This is a genomic window from Propioniciclava soli (genome assembly GCF_038502305.1).
GTDB lineage: Bacteria > Actinomycetota > Actinomycetes > Propionibacteriales > Propionibacteriaceae > Propioniciclava > Propioniciclava soli.
On record NZ_CP115965.1, the window covers coordinates 3324968 to 3341316 of the forward strand.

At 74.9% G+C, this 16349-nt stretch carries 15 protein-coding genes; 11 read left to right on the forward strand and 4 right to left on the reverse strand.

What is annotated here, in order from left to right; translation table 11 throughout:
• Position 1 precedes the first annotated feature (1 nt).
• Positions 2-775 carry a tyrosine-protein phosphatase gene (locus PCC79_RS15015; RefSeq protein ID WP_342372308.1) on the forward strand — a complete coding sequence of 258 codons (774 nt, stop codon included), beginning with the start codon at positions 2-4 and terminating at the stop codon, positions 773-775.
• A 6-nt stretch (positions 776-781) separates the two neighbouring features.
• Here PCC79_RS15015 and PCC79_RS15020 read toward each other — a convergent pair whose 3' ends face one another.
• Positions 782-1726: a nitronate monooxygenase family protein gene (locus PCC79_RS15020; protein WP_342372309.1), complete on the reverse strand. Its 945-nt coding sequence runs from the start codon at positions 1724-1726 to the stop codon at positions 782-784.
• 41 nt (positions 1727-1767) lie between these two features.
• Between PCC79_RS15020 and PCC79_RS15025 the strand changes: the two genes are divergently transcribed.
• From PCC79_RS15025 to mmuM, 3 genes are read left to right on the forward strand one after another with little or no spacing between them, the layout of a single operon-like run.
• On the forward strand, positions 1768-2073 hold the full coding sequence (locus tag PCC79_RS15025) for a GNAT family N-acetyltransferase (protein WP_232547268.1): 306 nt from the start codon (positions 1768-1770) through the stop codon (positions 2071-2073).
• Entirely contained in the window at positions 2073-2726 is a 654-nt protein-coding gene (locus tag PCC79_RS15030; RefSeq protein WP_342372310.1) for an SIMPL domain-containing protein, read from the forward strand. Before PCC79_RS15025 ends, PCC79_RS15030 begins: the two co-directional genes overlap by 1 nt.
• The gene (gene mmuM, locus PCC79_RS15035) at positions 2723-3637 is read left to right on the forward strand and encodes a homocysteine S-methyltransferase (protein WP_232547266.1); all 915 of its coding nucleotides are present in this window, start codon (positions 2723-2725) and stop codon (positions 3635-3637) included. The genes PCC79_RS15030 and mmuM overlap by 4 nt, the downstream gene beginning before the upstream one ends.
• 10 nt (positions 3638-3647) lie before the next feature.
• Here mmuM and PCC79_RS15040 read toward each other — a convergent pair whose 3' ends face one another.
• Positions 3648-4472, reverse strand: coding sequence for an exodeoxyribonuclease III (locus tag PCC79_RS15040; RefSeq protein ID WP_232547265.1), 825 nt, complete (start codon positions 4470-4472; stop codon positions 3648-3650).
• Positions 4473-4506: 34 nt separating this feature from the next.
• Between PCC79_RS15040 and PCC79_RS15045 the strand changes: the two genes are divergently transcribed.
• Complete coding sequence (locus PCC79_RS15045; protein WP_342372311.1) at positions 4507-6978, forward strand: glycosyl hydrolase; 2472 nt, start codon at positions 4507-4509, stop codon at positions 6976-6978.
• A gap of 1 nt (position 6979) precedes the next feature.
• On the opposite strand, the gene PCC79_RS15050 is transcribed toward PCC79_RS15045, so the two are convergent.
• The gene (locus tag PCC79_RS15050) at positions 6980-8020 is read right to left on the reverse strand and encodes a hypothetical protein (RefSeq protein ID WP_342372312.1); all 1041 of its coding nucleotides are present in this window, start codon (positions 8018-8020) and stop codon (positions 6980-6982) included.
• Positions 8021-8070: 50 nt separating this feature from the next.
• On the opposite strand from PCC79_RS15050, the gene PCC79_RS15055 reads away from it, so the two are divergent.
• From PCC79_RS15055 to PCC79_RS15080, 6 genes are read left to right on the forward strand one after another with little or no spacing between them, the layout of a single operon-like run.
• On the forward strand, positions 8071-8976 hold the full coding sequence (locus tag PCC79_RS15055; RefSeq protein ID WP_342372313.1) for a DMT family transporter: 906 nt from the start codon (positions 8071-8073) through the stop codon (positions 8974-8976).
• Between the two features lie 10 nt (positions 8977-8986).
• Complete coding sequence (locus tag PCC79_RS15060) at positions 8987-10798, forward strand: sugar-binding domain-containing protein (protein WP_342372314.1); 1812 nt, start codon at positions 8987-8989, stop codon at positions 10796-10798.
• Between the two features lie 34 nt (positions 10799-10832).
• Positions 10833-12569, forward strand: a complete 1737-nt coding sequence (locus PCC79_RS15065; protein WP_342372315.1) for a glycoside hydrolase family 13 protein — start codon at positions 10833-10835, stop codon at positions 12567-12569.
• Between the two features lie 14 nt (positions 12570-12583).
• Positions 12584-13348, forward strand: a complete 765-nt coding sequence (locus PCC79_RS15070) for an alpha/beta fold hydrolase (protein ID WP_342372316.1) — start codon at positions 12584-12586, stop codon at positions 13346-13348.
• A gap of 54 nt (positions 13349-13402) precedes the next feature.
• Positions 13403-14872 (forward strand): MDR family MFS transporter, encoded by a 1470-nt coding sequence (locus PCC79_RS15075; RefSeq protein ID WP_342372317.1) that lies wholly within the window; start codon positions 13403-13405, stop codon positions 14870-14872.
• A gap of 1 nt (position 14873) precedes the next feature.
• On the forward strand, positions 14874-15461 hold the full coding sequence (locus PCC79_RS15080; protein ID WP_232547256.1) for an HAD hydrolase family protein: 588 nt from the start codon (positions 14874-14876) through the stop codon (positions 15459-15461).
• A gap of 7 nt (positions 15462-15468) precedes the next feature.
• Here the strand turns inward: PCC79_RS15080 and PCC79_RS15085 are convergent, their stop codons facing one another.
• Complete coding sequence (locus PCC79_RS15085; protein ID WP_332836128.1) at positions 15469-16284, reverse strand: uracil-DNA glycosylase; 816 nt, start codon at positions 16282-16284, stop codon at positions 15469-15471.
• Between the last annotated feature and the right edge of the window lie 65 nt (positions 16285-16349).

Consider the following 16349-nt stretch of genomic DNA (forward strand, 5'->3'; position numbering starts at 1 on the left):
CATGACCCTGCGCGTCGACGGCCTGCTGAACCTGCGTGACCTGGGCGGCATGCCCACCGGCACCGGAGCGACGGTGCAACCGGGGCGGCTGTGGCGCTCGGAGAACCAGACGCTGCTCACGCCGGCCGCGCTGGACGCGCTGGTCGAGCAGGGTCTGAGCGACGTCATCGACCTGCGGACGGACTTCGAGGTGAACGGCTCCCCCTCCCCGTTCGCCGAGCGCGCGGGGGTGGCCTACCACCACCTCAGCTACTTCCCCACCGCGGCCGACGACGACGCCGACGTGCTCGACCAGGCGTTGCCCTGGGTCGACAACGAGCTGAAGGTGACGCCGGTCACCGGCAACGAGCACGCCGACGGTTACCTCATGTTCCTCGCCATGCGCCCGGACTCGGTGATCGCCGCCCTGCGCGCGATCGCCGGCGCCGAGGGCGCGGCGCTCGTGCACTGCGCCGTCGGGCGCGACCGGACGGGCTTCACGGTCGCCCTGGCCCTCGCCCTGGTCGGGGTCGCCGACGACGTCATCGCCGCCGACTACGCGCGCACCGCGGACGCCATCGTCGACGTCATCGCGAACCTGTGGAAGGACCCGACCTACGAGGCCGAGGCAGGCGGCCGCATCGACCCGGACGCCGTCCGCCCCACCCCCGAGCCGATGCTCGCGATCCTCGACCACCTGACGCGCACCCACGGCAGCGTCCGCGCCGCGCTCACCCCGTTGGGCTGGACCGACGCCGACCAGGCCGCTCTCGAACGCCACCTGTTGGACGCCTGAGCGCCCTCAGCCGGACGCCAGCCGCGCCAGCGCGGCGTCGTACTCGCGCTCCAGCCGAGTGACGAGCTCGGCGACGCTCGGCACGTCGTCGATGCCCGCCACGCCCTGCCCGGCCGACCAGATGTCGCGCCACGCCTTGGCGTCGTCGGGGGTGGGGTCGGTCAGGTGGGTGAGGTCGGGGCGCTCGGGGGTGGGCAGGGCGTCCGGATCGAGACCGGCCGCGACGAGGCTCGCGCGCAGGAAGTTCGCCGGCACGGTGCTGACCCCGGGGGTCAGCACCACGTCCTCGGCGCCGGCCGCGACGAGCATCTGCCGGTAGGCGTCGGACGCCATCGACTCGGTGGTGGCGATGAAGCGGGTGCCGAGGTGGGCCAGGTCGGCACCCATCGCGCGGGCGGCCAGCACGTCGGCGCCGGTGCTGAGGCCGCCGGCGAGCAGCAGCGTGCCGGAGAAGTGGCGCCGCACCTCGGCGAGCAGCGCGAACGGGTTGACCGCGCCGGCGTGCCCCCCGGCCCCGGCCGCGACGCACACCAGGCCGTCGACGCCGGCGTCCGCCGCCTTGGCCGCGTGGCGGGCGTTCGTGACGTCGTGGAACACCACCCCGCCGTAGGCGTGCACCGCCGCGACCACCTCCGTGGCCGCCCCGAGCGAGGTGAACACCACCGGCACCCGGTGGGCGGCGATCACGGCCAGGTCGTCGGCCAGGCGCCGGTTCGAGGAGTGCACCACGAGGTTGACGCCGTGGGGGGCGTCGTTCGGGCCCTGGGCGTCCTCGATCTGCGTGAGCCAGTCGTCCAGGCCGGCCGTCGTGCGCTGGTTGAGCGCCGGGAAGCTACCCAGGACGCCCGCGCGGCAGCACGCCACGACGAGGTCGGGGCCGGAGACGAGGAACATGGGCGCCGCCACCACCGGCAGGCGGAGGCGACCCTCGAGCGACGCGGGCAGAGCCATGCGGGCAGTCTGGCAGGTCGGGCGTGGCTACGCTGGCGGGCATGGAGCTTGAGGTCGTCGACAACGAGGAGCGAGAGCGCTTCGAGATGCGCTCAGGGCGCAAGGTGATCGGCTGGGCCGCCTACCAGGAGACCGCCGAGCTGATCGTCTTCACCCACACCCACGTGGACCCGGAGTGGGAGGGCCAGGGCATCGGCGGCCGCCTCGTGCAGGCGACGCTCGACCACGTCCGCAGCCAGGGCATGCCCGTGCTGTCGACGTGCTCGTTCGTGACGGCGTGGCTGGACCAGCACCCCGACTACGCGGACCTGCGCTACCGGGCGCCGCAGAGCCAGGTGACCGACTGATGGAGATCACCGTCACCGGGCGCCACAGCTATCGCGTCCCGCCCGAGACCGGGCTGGTGTCCCTCGGCCTGGTCGCGGAGGCCCCCGCCGCCCGCGAGGCCGCCGACACCGTGTCGGCGTTGGCCCGCGAGCTGGCCGAGGAACTCGCCGGGCTGGCCGGCCCGGGCGGCCCGGTCACCTGGCACACCGTCGGAGCGATGACCACCTCGTCGTGGCGCCGGTACGACCCCGACGGCGCGCCGCTCGCGCCGCGGCACTCCGCGTCGGTGACTGTGCGCGCCCGGTTCGCCGACCTGCCCGCCCTGGCCGCCTTCGTGTCGGCGTGGGCCCTGCGCGACGCCTGCCAGCTCAACGGCGTCGACTGGGAACTCAGCGACGCCACCCGCGCGGAGTTGGAGGACGCCGCCCTCGCCGCGGCGGTCGCCGACGCGCGCCGGCGGGCCACGGTGATCGCCGAGGCCGCCGGCGCCGGCGCGGTGCGGCCGGTGTCGTTCCGCGACCCGCGCCCCGACCACACGCCCGGCTTTTTCGCGTATGCGCCGATGCCCGCCAGCCTCGGTGCGCCCGACGGCCCGAGCCCGCTGGTGGTCAACGACATCGAGGGCGCCGTCGCCGTGGAGGCCACGTTCGCGGCCGATACCGTGGCGTCATGACCCACGGACCGCTCTCCCGCGCCCTCGCCGACGGCCCCGTCATCCTCGACGGCGGGCTGGCCACCCTGTTGGAGGCCCGGGGCCACGACCTCGGCTCGGCGCTGTGGTCGGCCCGGCTGCTCATCGACGACCCCGGCGCGATCGTCGCCGCCCACGCCGCCTACTTCGAGGCCGGCGCGCAGGTGGCGACGGCGGCGTCCTACCAGGCGTCCCACGACGGGTTCGCCGCGCTGGGGCTCGACCGCACCGAGGCCAACCGCATGCTGCGGCGCTCGGTGAAGCTCGCCCGCACGGCGCGCGACGAGGCGCAGCGCGGTGGCTGGGTGGCGGCGTCCGTCGGGCCCTACGGCGCCGTGCTCGCCGACGGCTCGGAGTACCGCGGCGACTACGGGCTGACGGTCACCGAGCTCCGCGACTTCCACCGCCCGCGGCTGGCCGTGCTGGCCGACGCCGAGCCCGACGTCCTCGCCCTGGAGACCCTGCCCTGCCTGGCCGAGGTGGAGGCCGTCCTCGCTGAGACCGCACAGCTCGGCATCCCGGCTTGGCTGTCCGTGACGGTCGCGAACGGCCGGCTGCGCTCCGGGGAGTCCGTGGCCGAGGCGTTCGCCCTGGCCGCCGATGCGCCCCACGTGCTGGCCGTGGGCGTCAACTGCTCCGCGCCCGGCGAGGTGCTGGGCGTCGTCGAGCAGGCCGTCGCCGTCCGTCCGGGCGTCGCCTACCCGAACTCCGGGCAGCAGTGGGACGCCACCGCCCGCGCCTGGGTGGGGGCGTCCGCCTTCGACCCGGCCCTCGTGCGGGGGTGGGTGGACGCCGGCGCCCGCCTGGTCGGCGGCTGCTGCCGGGTGGGGCCGGCCGAGATCCGGGCCATCGCCGACGCCCTGCACGCCGGCGAGGCCGGCTTCGACATCTGAGCCGGACGCCTCAGCGCGCCGACGGCGGCGGCACCATCGGGCCGAGGTCGCCGTCGGGGGCGTCGTCGAGATCCACCATCACGGGCGCGTGGTCGCTCGGGCCGGTGCCCTTGCGGGCCTCCCGGTCGATCCAGGCCGCCGCGACGCGTCCGGCCACCCCTGCCGACGCGAGCACCAGGTCGATCCGCATGCCGCGGTTCTTGTGGAACATGCCGGCGCGGTAGTCCCAGTAGGAGAACACGCGCTCGTCGGGCCAGCGCTCCCGCACGACGTCGGTCAGCCCGAGGTCGAGGAGCGCGCCGAGGGCCGCCCGCTCCGGCGGCGTCACGTGGGTGTGGCCCACGAAGGCGGCCGGGTCGAAGACGTCGGCGTCGGTGGGCGCGATGTTGAGGTCGCCGCAGAGCGCCACGTCGGCCGGTCCGGCGGCCACGGCGTCCCGCAGCGCCGCCAGCCAGGCGAGCTTGTAGCGGTAGTGGTCGGAGTCCGGCTCGCGTCCGTTCGGCACATAGAGGCTGTGCACGCGGACGCCGCCGCACGTCGCGCTGATCGCACGGGCCTCTGCGGTGGCGAAGTCGGGCTGGTCTGCGAAGCCGCGCTCCACGGCGTCCAGCCCCACCCGCGAGAGCAGCGCCACGCCGTTCCACTGCCCCTGCCCGTGGCTGGCGAACGCGTAGCCCAGCGCGTCCAGTTCGGCCGCGAAGAGGTCGGCGAACGCGGCGTCGGTGAGCTTGGTCTCCTGCAGGCAGACCACGTCCGGACGCCGCTGCTCCAGCCACGCCAGCAGCCGCGGCGCGCGCTGTTTGGCCGAGTTCACGTTCCAGGTGGCGATCCTCACCCCGCGAGAGTAGCCGCCTCCTAAGCTGGGCGAGGTGGCACCCCTGACGCCTGAATCGCCCGGCCTCGCCGCCCTGCGCGCGGGGTTCGCCGACCCGCCGCGCGCCGCAGCACCGATGATGCGCTGGTGGTGGTTCGGGCCCGACATCACCACCGAGGGGGTCGAGCGCGACCTGACCGCGATGGCCGAGGCCGGCCTGGGCGGCGCCGAGATCGCCTTCGTGTACCCGATGCGGGTGCTCGAGGAGGAGGCACCCTTCCTCTCCCCCCGCTTCCTGGCCGCGCTCGACCATGCCGTCCGCTTCGGGGCCGCGCTGGGGCTGCGCATGGATCTCACGCTGGGCAGCGGCTGGTCCTTCGGCGGCCCCCACGTCACCGACGACCTCGCCGCCCGCACGCTGGTGTGGGAGCGCCGCCTGCTGCCGCCCGGCGCCCACCGCGTCCCCGTCTCCCCCACCTTTCCCGGTGACGTCGTCGTCGGCGGTTACCTGACCCCGCTCGAGGGGCCGGCCGAGCCCGTCCACCTGCCGGTGGTCGACGGCCACCTCGACGTGCCCGACACCCCCGGCCCGCGCCAGCTCCTGCTCGCCACCACCCGGCGGACCGGCCAGAACGTCAAGCGCGCCGCGGCCGGTGCGGAGGGTCCGGTGCTCGACCACTACGACGCCGAGGCCGTCCGCACCCACCTGCGCGCCGTGGGCGACGTGCTGCTCGACGCCGTCGATGCGAGCCTGCTGGGCGCGGTGTTCTGCGACAGCCTCGAGGTCTACGACGCGAACTGGACGCCCGCGCTGCCGGCCGAGTTCGCCGCCCGGCGGGGCTATGCGTTGGTGCCCCGGCTGGCCGAGCTGGTGGTGGACACCCCCGGCAGCGACTCGTTCCGTGCCGACGTCCACCGCACCCTCACCGAGCTGTACGAGGAGCACTTCGTCGACGTGGTGTGCGCCTGGGCCGATGATCGCGGCGTCGCGTTCCGGCTGCAGGGCTACGGGGTGCCACCGGCGTCGGTCTCCAGCTACCGCGACGTCGCGATGATCGAGGGCGAGGGCTGGGGCTGGCGGGAGCTGACGTCGGCGAAATGGGCCAGCTCGGCGGCCCACGAACGCGGCACGCCGGTGGTGTCCGCCGAGGCGTGGACGTGGGTGAACAGCCCGTCGTTCCGCGCCACCCCGCTCGATCTGGCCGGCGAGGCCCACGAGCACCTGCTGGCCGGCGTCAACCACGTCGTCGGCCACGGCTGGCCGCACTCCCCCGCGGACGCCCCCGGCCTGGGCTGGATCTTCTACGCCTCCGGCGCCCTCGACGACCGCAACGCCTGGTGGCCCGCCGCGCCCGCGCTGTGGCGCTACCTCGCGCGGCTGGGGTGGCTGCTGCGCCAGGGCGAGCCCGTGCGCGAGGTGACGCTGTTCGTGCCCGGGCACGACGTGTACGCCCAGCTCGCCCCGGAGCTGGATCTCTTTCGCGCCGTCCGCCGCCACGTCGGCGTCGCGCTGACCGCCGCCCTGCGCACCGCGGGGCACGACTACGTGCTCGTCGACGACGCCGTGCTGGACGCCGCCCCCCGCCCCCGCCCGGTCATCGTCGTGGCCGGCACCACCGACGCCCGGGCCGAGTCGTGGCTCGCCGAGCAGGCCGCCGTCGGCAGCCGGGTGCTGCGCGCCGCCGAGGTGGTCGCGGATCCGGACCTGGTGGGCGATCCCGACGTGGGCATCGAGGGCGGCGAGGGGGACGTCGGCGCCGTGCACCGCCGGATCGACGGCGTCGACGTGTGGTTCGTCGCCAACACGGCCCCCCGCGAGCGCCGCGTCCGCGTCCGGCCCCGGGACGCCGCGCCCGGGCTGGAACGCTGGGACGCCCACACCGGTCGGGTCAGCGCGACGTGGGAGACCCCGTTCGCCGACCTCGCGCTGGCCCCCTACGAGGCGGCGGTGCTGGTGGGCTCCTCGGCGCCCGCCACGCGGCTCACCCTGGCCGACTGGACGCTGCGCGCCGGCGTCCACGGCCCCGCCGCGCGGGAACGTCCGGTCACCCTGCCGCACGTGTGGGAGGACGACCCCGAGCTCGCCCGCTTCTGCGGCAGCGTGACCTACACGGCGACCGTCGCGCTGGACGCGGCGCCCGCGCGCGCCGAGCTGGACTTCGGCTCGTCGGCCCCCAGCGACGGGGCCTTCGCCGGCGACTCGGGGCTGCCGTCGTTCCGCGCCGCGGTCGAGCCCCCGGTCGGCGCGGTGGTGCAGGTGCGGGTCAACGGCACTGACTGCGGCGTCCTGTGGGCCCCGCCGTTCCGCCTCGACATCGCGCCGGCCCTGCGCGCGGGGGTCAACGAGCTGACGCTGGTCGTGTCCAGCACCTCGGCCCACGCGCTGGCCGACGACACCCACCTCGGCGAGGCGGTGGCCGCCGTCGCGCGCCGCTACGGGTGCCGGTTCGTGTTGCAGGACCTCGACCAGGCCGACGCGGCCGTCCGCTCGGGGCTGCTGGCGACGCCCACGCTGCGGCTGAGCTGACTCACCACCACGGCTCGTCGGTGAGGCGCACCGCCTCGCCGCCGGCCGCTCCGCGCTCGATGGCGAAGCCGATGGCCGCGTCCTGGCAGCCCTCGCGCAGCGGGTAGGGCTCCTTGCCCTCGCCGTCGGCCCAGCGCGCCGTCGCGGCGAGGAGGTCGGCGGTCGCGAGCTGGTCGTCGGACCAGGCCTTGCCCGGCCACGGGTTGCGCCACAGCACGTCGGCGCCGTGAGCGAGCGTGCGGGTGGCGAAGCCGGACATGTCGAGGTCGTGGCCGGCCTGGCGCCGCTCAATGCGGCTGGTGAGCACCGTCTCGGGGCCGCCCCAGGCGACGACGTCCTCGCCGTCCAGCTCGCCGTGGGTGCCGCGGACGACCAGGCGGCGGACGCGGAGCAGGTTGCGGGTCTGGTTGTCGGTGAAGTCGTACACACCGCTGCGGCCGTCCTTGAGGTCGATCACGGCGTGCGTCGTGGTGGCCGGCTCCGGCTCGGTGGCGCCCGTCCAGCCGGCGCGGGTGAGGGGCTGCAGCAGCGGCGCGGTGGTCGTGGTGGCGCGCACGGTGGCCGGCCCGGGAGCGACGCCGAGGTGGAACCGCATCAGCGCGGCGGCGTGGTGAAGCTGGGTGGATGACACCTGGGCCTGGGTCGGCGTCCCGATGATCCCGGACGCGACCAGCGCCCGGCGGGCCGCGTGGGAGGGGTAGCGGGGGTATTGCTCGGCCACCTGGACCAGGTCGCTGGCGCCCACGTCGGCCCACAGAGCGCGCAGGCGGTCGGGGTCGGCGGCGGGCGGGGTCTCGGTGAGCACCCCGACGCCGGCCGCCACACAGGCCCGGACCACGTCGGGCGCGGCGGCGGCGTCCACCGAGGCGACGACGAACCGCGCCCCGGTGGCGGCGAGGGCGTCTTCGAGCGAGGTGAACGTGGGCGCAGGGGTGGGCCGCGGCGTCCGGACGACGACGCCGAGGCACTCCACCCCGGTGCCGCGGGCAGCCTCCCACCAGGCGCGCGAGCGGTAACCCCAGCCGACGAGGAGGAATCCCATGCCGCCAGCGTAGGGCGGCCGGACGGCGGCCGCGTGGGAGACTGGGCGCCGTGCGCTCCGCCCCTGCCCCCGGCCTCGGGTGGCTCGTCCTCGCCGGGCTCACGTGGGGCACCTCGGGCACGATCGGCACCTTCCTCCGCGCCGAGACGGGCTTGGCCTTCCTTGCCGTCGCCGGCTACCGCATCTTCGTGGGCGGGCTGCTGGTGCTCGCGTTCGTCTGCGCCACCCGCAGCGCCCGCTGGCCCCGCACCCGGGCCGGCTGGCGGCGGGTGGCGGCCATCGCCGCCGCATCGGCGCTGTTCCAGTTCGGGTTCTTCTCGGCGCTGGAGTTCGTCGGGGTCGCGGTCGCCACCCTCGTGGTGATCGGCGCCACGCCGCTGGTCGTCATCGCCGTCGAGGCGGCCACGGGCCACCTGCGCCCCACCGCGCGGCTGGGGCTCACGCTCGCCCTCGCGTTGGCCGGGCTGGCCCTGTTGGCCGGCGCGCCCGCGCCCACCGGGGCGGACGCCGGCCGCACCCTGACCGGGCTGGCGCTGGCGCTGCTGGCGTCCGCGAGCTTCGCCGCGATCAGCCTGCTGGGCGCCCGGCCAGTGGCCGACTACGACGACGCGACCGGCACCGCGGGCGCGTTCCTCGCCGGCGGCACCGCTGTGCTGGGCGTGGCCGCCGCCACCGGCGGCATCGCGTTCACGCCCACCCCCGCCGCCCTCGCCTGGCTGCTCGCGCTCGGCCTCGTCCCGTCGGCCGTCGCGTACCTCGCCTATTTCCGCGGCCTGCGGACCCAGTCGAGCACCACCGGGGCGCTGGTCTCGCTGCTCGAACCGGTCACCGCGACGGTGCTGGCCACCGTGGTGCTCGGCGAGCGGCTGGCGCCCAGCGGGTGGGTGGGGGCCGGCCTGCTGGTGCTCGCCGTCGCGCTCACGACGCTCGCCCCCCGGGACGTGCGGGGCGGCTAGGGTCGGCACCATGCGCAGCACCGCCGACGCCGACGACCGCGCGTCCCTCCTCCGCTCCCACCCCCGCCCCACCCTGGCCCGACCGGGCTGGGCCAGCCTCGACGGCGACTGGGAGTTCACCACCGGCGCCCCCGGCGACAACCCCGCCGACCTGACGTTCGACCAGAGCATCGTCGTGCCGTTCCCGCCCGAGTCGGCGGCGTCCGGCCTCGGCGTCGACACCTGCGAGGAGCCGCGCTACCGGCGCACGTTCACCGCCGACCCCGCCCCCGGCCACCACGTGCTGCTCCACTTCGAGGGGGTCGACCACGACGCCCGCGTGTGGGTCAACGGCCACCTCGTCGGCGGCCACGCTGGCGGGTACACCCCGTTCGCCCTCGACGTGACCGACGCGCTGCGCCACGGCGAGGGCGACACCCACACCCTGGTCGTCGCGGCGTCCGACGACGCGCGCGACCTGGAGCTGCCGCGCGGCAAGCAGGCCTGGACGGCCGACCCGGAGGTGATCTGGTACCGGCGCAGCTCCGGCATCTGGCGCAGCGTGTGGCTGGAGGAGGTGCCGGCGCTGCGGATCGCGTCGGTCGCCTGGACGCCGCTCGACACCGATGGCACGCTGGCCGGCAGCATCGCGCTGGCCGGGCTGCCGCGCGGGGCGTCCGGGAGGCACAGCGTGGAGGCGACGTTCACCCACGACGGGGTGCTGCTGGCCCGCATCACGCTGCAGGCCACCGGGCCGAAGGTCGAGTTCCAGGTGCGGCTCGGTGACGCCCGCACCGTGCCCATCGAGCGGTTGCTGTGGACGCCCGAGCACCCGCGCCTCATCGACGTCGACGTGAAGCTGGTCAGCGACGGCGCGGTGGCCGACGAGGTCGCCTCCTACACCGGCCTGCGCACCGTGCGGGCCGTGCGCGGCGCCGTCCGCATCAACGAGCGGCCCACGTTCCTGCGGCTCGTGCTCGAGCAGGCGTACTGGCCGGACTCCCAGTTCACCGCCCCCTCCCTGGAGGCGCTGCGCGCCGAGGCGCAGCTCATCGCCGACCTGGGTTTCAACGGGCTGCGGATGCACCAGATGTCGGCCGACCCGCGGTTCCTGCGCGCCTGCGACGAGCTCGGCCTGCTCGTGTGGGCCGACCTGCCAGCCGCCCAGCTCTTCACGCCGGCCGCGCTGGAGCGGACGACGGCCAACCTCACCGAGCTGGTGGCGCGCGACCGCAACCACCCCAGCCTCATCGCGTGGGTGCCGTTCAACGAGAGCTGGGGCATCCCGCGCGTGGCGCGCGAGTTGCGGCAGCAGAACGCCGTCGTCGCGCTGCAGGCCCTGGCCAAGGCGCTCGACCCGACGCGGCTCGCGCTCGGCAACGACGGCTGGGAGCACGTCACCGGCGACGTCATCGGCGTCCACGACTACTCCCACGAGCCGGCCAAGCTCAAGCGCCGCTACCTGCCGGGCGTGATCGCCGCGACGCTCGCGTGGCGCCGGCCGGGTGCCCGCCGGCTGGTCGTCGGCGCGCCCCGCCGCCTGGGCCGCACCCTGGCCCTGGAGGGCACCCCGGTGGTGCTCAGCGAGTTCGGCGGGGTGTCGCTGGACAGCGACCAGGCGGCGTGGCGCGGGTACGGACGCGTGCGCTCGGCGTCCGCGCTGGTGGAACGGGTCAGCGCACTGGTGGACGCCGTGGGACCCGACTCGGGTTTGGCCGGCTGGTGCTGGACGCAGCTCACCGACACCCTGCAGGAGCAGAACGGCCTCACCTGGCCCGACCGGACGCCCAAGGCGCCGATCGCCGACCTGCGCGCGGCGATCACCGAGAGCGCGCAGGCTTGACCTGACCGCCGCGGCGGTGGTGGGCTGGTGGCACGTGACCGACTCTGCCGCCGCGCCGCCGAACCCGCACTTCCTCGCCGCCGACTGGTGGCGCCACGCCGTGGTGTACCAGATCTACCCGCGCTCGTTCGCCGACGCGAACAACGACGGCACGGGCGACGTCGCCGGCATGATCGACCGGCTCGACCACCTGGCCGATCTGGGCGTCGACGCGGTCTGGGTGAGCCCGTGGTACCCGTCGCCGCTGCTCGACGGCGGCTACGACGTGGCCGACTACCGTGACATCTCCCCTGACTTCGGCACGCTCGCCGACGCCGACGCGTTCATCGCCGGCGCCCACGCGCGCGGCCTGCGCGTGCTCATCGACCTGGTGCCCAACCACGCGAGCTGGGACCACCCGTGGTTCCGCGCCGCGCTGGCCGCGACGCCGGGCTCGCCCGAGCGGGCGCTGTACCTGTTCCGCGACGGCCGCGGCCCCGGGGGCGACCAGGCTCCCAACAACTGGGGCTCGCTGTTCGGTGGCCCCGCCTGGACGCGGACGACCAACCCCGACGGCACGCCCGGTCAGTGGTACCTGCACCTGTTCGACACCTCCCAGCCCGACTGGAACTGGGAGAACGAGGCCGTCCGCGCCGAGATCGACTCCGTGCTGCGCTTCTGGTTCGACCGGGGCATCGACGGCTTCCGCATCGACGTGGCCGACTCGATGGTGAAGGATCCGGCGCTGCCGGACGCCCCGCTCGACCCGGCCACCGGGTACGGCACGAACACCAAGCGCCCCGGCATGCCGCACTGGGACGTCCCGGGCCTGGACGACGTGCAGCGCCGCTGGCGCCGCGTGGCGGACGCCTACGCCGACACCGAACTGGGCGGGCGCGTGTTCGTTGCCGAGGCCTACCTCGACCCGATCGAACGCCTCGTCTCCTACGTCGAGCCTGATCGGCTGCACACCACCTTCAACTTCGATGCGCTCATCTCGGAGTGGTCGGCCGCCTCGCAGCGCACCGTGATCGCCACGACGCTGGCCGCGCACGCCGAGGTCGGCGCGCCCACCACCTGGGTGCTCGGCAACCACGACAACACGCGCGTGGCCACCCGCTACGGCAAGCCGGTCACCGGGCGCGACTTCACCCAACCCAGCGATGCCGCCGGCGATCCGATCGACCTCACCGCACAGTTGCTGGCGTTGCCCACCGACATCGAACGGGGACGCCGCCGCGCCCGCGCCGCCGCGCTGCTGGAGCTGGGGCTGCCCGGCGGGGCCTACATCTACCAGGGCGAGGAGCTGGGGCTCGACGAGGTCGAGGACCTGCCCGAGGCCGTGCTGCAGGACCCGGTGTGGGAGCGCTCGGGCCACACGATCCGCGGTCGCGACGGCTGCCGGGTGCCGCTGCCGTGGTCGGGTGACGCCGCCCCGTTCGGGTTCAGCGCGGACGCCGACCCGTGGCTGCCCATGCCTGCGCACTGGGCCGAGCTGACCGTCGAGCGCCAGGCCGCCGACCCCGCCTCGACGCTGAACCTCTACCGCCGCGCGCTGCACCTGCGCCGCGACCTGCCCGACCTGCGCACCGACGCCTTCGCCTGGCACGCCCTCGACGGCGGCGAGGTGCTGGCGTTCACCCGCGGCGCGGTGGTGGTCGTGGTCAACTTCGGCGCCGAGCCGGTCGAGCTGCCCGCCGGCGAGGTGCTGGTGGCGTCCGCGGAGCTGACCGACGGCCGATTGGGCACCGACGCGGCCGCGTGGGTGGGCCTCGACGGCGTGACCGGCTGACTACGCTGCCAGGCGTGCCGAAGAAACGCTCCGGGGGCCTGCGCCTGGCCCTCCTCGTCGTGCTGGTGGGCCTGCTGGGGTACGGCATCGGCATCCTGCAACCCCTCGTCGTCCGCGCGCCCCTCGTCGTGGGGCAGGACGCGGTGGTGGCGGACGCCGCCCCCTCCCGGGCACGGCTCGCCGACGCCGGCGGCACCGTACTGGTCGTCGAGCCCACCGACCGCCCGGCCACCCTGGCGTTCGTGCTCTACCCCGGCGCGCTCGTGCGGCCCCAGGCCTACGAGTGGATCGGCCACGCGCTGGCGTCCGGGGGCGTGACGACGCTCATCCCCGAGTTCGGCGCCGACCTGGCCTTCACCGGCATCGACCGCGCCGAGACGGTCGCCGCCTCGCTGGCGCCGGGGCTGCGCGTCGTGGTCGGCGGGCACTCCCTCGGCGGCGCCATGGCGGCGCAGTACGCGGCCGGCCACAAGGACGCCGTCGCCGGGCTCGTGCTGCTGGGCGCCTACCCCGGCAACGGCGTCGACCTGCGCGACGCCGCCTTCCCCGCCCTGACGTTGCTCGCCGAGCACGACGGCGTCATCAATCCCGAGGGCCTCGAGGCCGGGCGCGACCGGCTCCCGCCCGTCCACGAGGAGGTCGTGGTGGCCGGGGCCGTCCACGCCTTCTTCGGGCGCTACGGGCCGCAGGCCGACGACGGCGTCCCCACCGTCACGCGCGCCGAGGCCGAGCGCCAAATCACGGCAACACTGTTACGTTTCACCGGCGGCGTGGCCTAACCTGAATCGTGGCCGCTTCCGGCCGCTTCCCGTTTTCGTCTCGAAGGGACGCCCATGTCCGCCGCCCCCACGCTCAGCGACGCCCCGGCCCCCACGGCGTCCGGCAACCGCTCGATCATCGCGATCCTGCTGGTGGCGGCCTTCACCGTCATCCTCAACGAGACCACCATGAACGTCGCCCTGCCCGCGATCATGGCGTATTTCGACGTCACCGAGCGGATCGCGCAGTGGCTCACCACCGCGTTCATGCTCACCATGGCCGTCGTCATCCCGATCACCGGGTGGCTCATCGACCGCTTCACCACGCGCCAGGTGTTCGTCACCGCGATGGTGCTGTTCTGCCTCGGCACGCTGGTGTGCGCCGTGGCGCCCTCGTTCGCGCTGCTGCTCACCGGCCGCATCGTGCAGGCGTCCGGCACCGCGATGATGATGCCGCTGCTCATGACCACGATCATGAACCTCGTGCCGCCCCACAGCCGCGGTGCGGTCATGGGCAACATCTCGCTCGTGATCGCCGTGGCCCCCGCGGTGGGCCCCACGCTGTCGGGCTTCCTGCTGCAGCTCGGCTCGTGGCACTTCATCTTCCTCACCGTGCTGCCCATCGCGCTGCTGATGCTCGCGCTCGGCGTCTGGAAGCTCCGCAACACCGGCGACCACCGCCTCACTCCCCTCGACCCCGCCTCGATCGCCCTGACCGCGCTCGGCTTCGGGCCGCTGATCTTCGGCATGAGCATGCTCGGTGAAGGCGGCGGCGGTGAGGGGGGCGCCGCCTGGGAGGCCCCCGTGGCCCTCGTCGCTGGCCTGGTGTTCCTGGCCCTGTTCGTGTGGCGTCAGCTCCGGCTGCAGCGCACCGACACCGCCCTGCTCGACCTGCGCGTCTTCCGCCACGGCACCTTCACCGTCGCGCTCACGATGATGGCGCTGGGCATGATGGCGCTGTTCGGCTCGGTCATCATGCTGCCGCTGCTGCTGCAGCGCAGCTTCGGGCTCGAGCCGATCCAGGTCGGGCTCATGATGCTGCCGGGCGGCATCATGATGGGCCTCATCGGGCCGATCGCCGGACGCCTCTACGACCGCTTCGGCCCGCGCGTGCTCGTCATTCCCGCCAGCTTCGTCGTGCTCGGGGTGTTCTGGTTCTTCTTGACGCTCACGCTGGCGACGCCGTGGTGGGCCGTCATGCTGGGCCACATGACGCTGAGCACGTCGTTCGCGTTCGTGTTCACGCCGCTGTTCACCGTCGCGCTCGGCTCGCTGCCGCGTCCGCTCTACTCCCACGGCTCGGCCGTGGTCGGCACCATCCAGCAGGTCGCCGGCGCCGCGGGCACCGCCTTGTTCGTCACGGTGTTCTCCACGATGTCGGACGCCGCCCTCGCCCAGGGCCTGCCGGACGCCGCCGCCCTGCTCTCCGGCTCCCACTGGGCGTTCCTGTTCGCCGGGGGCGTCTGGGTGCTGGCCGTCGTCGCGAGCTTCTTCGTCCGCAAGCCGGCCGATGTCGACGGCGACCTGCCGGTCGGCGTCCACTGACATGGCCCGCCGCATCCTGTTCCTGGATGTCGACGGCACGCTGGTCGACTACCACAACGACCTGCCGGCCTCCGCGGTCGCCGCGATCAGGCAGGCGCGCGCGGCGGGGCACCTGGTGTACCTCTGCAGCGGACGCGCCAAGCCCGAGGTGTCGGCCGACCGCGTCGTGCTGCACGGCATGGTGTTCGGCGGCGAGCTGTACCGCGCCGACGCGATGAAGGTCAGCTACCTCCTGGGCTCCCCGGACGACCACACCGCCTGCGTGGCCGCCTTCGGCCACCTGCAGCACGGCACCTGGGGCGGCCGGGGCGCCGAGGCGCTGTTCGGCGACGTCGGCGTCACGGGTGTCACCAAGGCGTACGCCGTGGACGCCCTCCTGACCCACCTGGGTGCCGACCGGGCCGACACCGTCGCCTTCGGCGACGCCACCGTCGACCTGCCGATGTTCGCCGCCTGCGGCACGGCCGTCGCCATGGGCAACGCGAGCCCCGACGTGCAGTCCGCCGCCGATCTGGTCACCGACGACGTCGAGGCCGACGGCCTCGCGCACGCCTTCGCGCGGCTGGGCCTGCTGGGCCCGCCCCGCTGACTGCGGCTCACACCAGGGCGAACACCGCGTCCAGCATGGCCTCGGTGAGCCGGCCGGTGAACGTGTTCTGCTGGCTGACGTGGTAGCTGCCGACCAGCCGGACGCCGCGTCCGGTGGGCGTGGCCACCTCGGCGACCGCGCCGTGGCCGAACCGCGGCTTGGGGCGGGGCACCTCCCACCCGCCGCGGCGCAGGGCGACCAGCGCCGCGTCCCAGCCGATCGAGCCCAGGCACAGGATCGAGCGCAGCTGCGGTTCGAGGAGCTGCAGTTCCCGGTCGAGCCATGGGCCGCAGGTGGCCCGCTCGGCCGTGGTCGGCTGGTTGGCCGGCGGGGCGCAGTGCACGGCCGCGGCAATGCGGACGCCGCGCAGTTGCATCCCATCGCCGGTGTGCGTGGCGCGCGCCTGGGACGCGAAGCCCGCGCGGTGGAGGGCGGCGTACAGCCAGTCGCCGGAGCGGTCGCCGGTGAACATGCGGCCCGTCCGGTTGGCGCCGTGCGCCGCCGGGGCGAGCCCGACGATCAGCACCGACGCCGCCGGGTCACCGAAGCTGGGCGCGGGGCGTCCCCAGTAGGGCTCGCCTGCGTAGGCGGCCCGCTTGGTCGCCGCCACGGACTCGCGCCATTCCACCAGCCGGGGGCACGCGCGGCAGACCGACACGGCGGCGTCCAAGGCCTGCGTGCTGGCGGCGGCTGCGGCGAGCGCGGCCACCCCGGCCGCGTCGTGGGCGACGGGGGTGGCGGCGTCCGCCGGGTCGCCGGGCCAGCCCGCCCCGGGCGGCACGGGCGAGCCGAACGGCTGGCCGGTGATCGGATGGGGGTGCACGCCGGCAACCTACCCCACCTGCGGGTGGTGTCCGCCGACCGCGGACGACCTACGGTGGAGGAAGA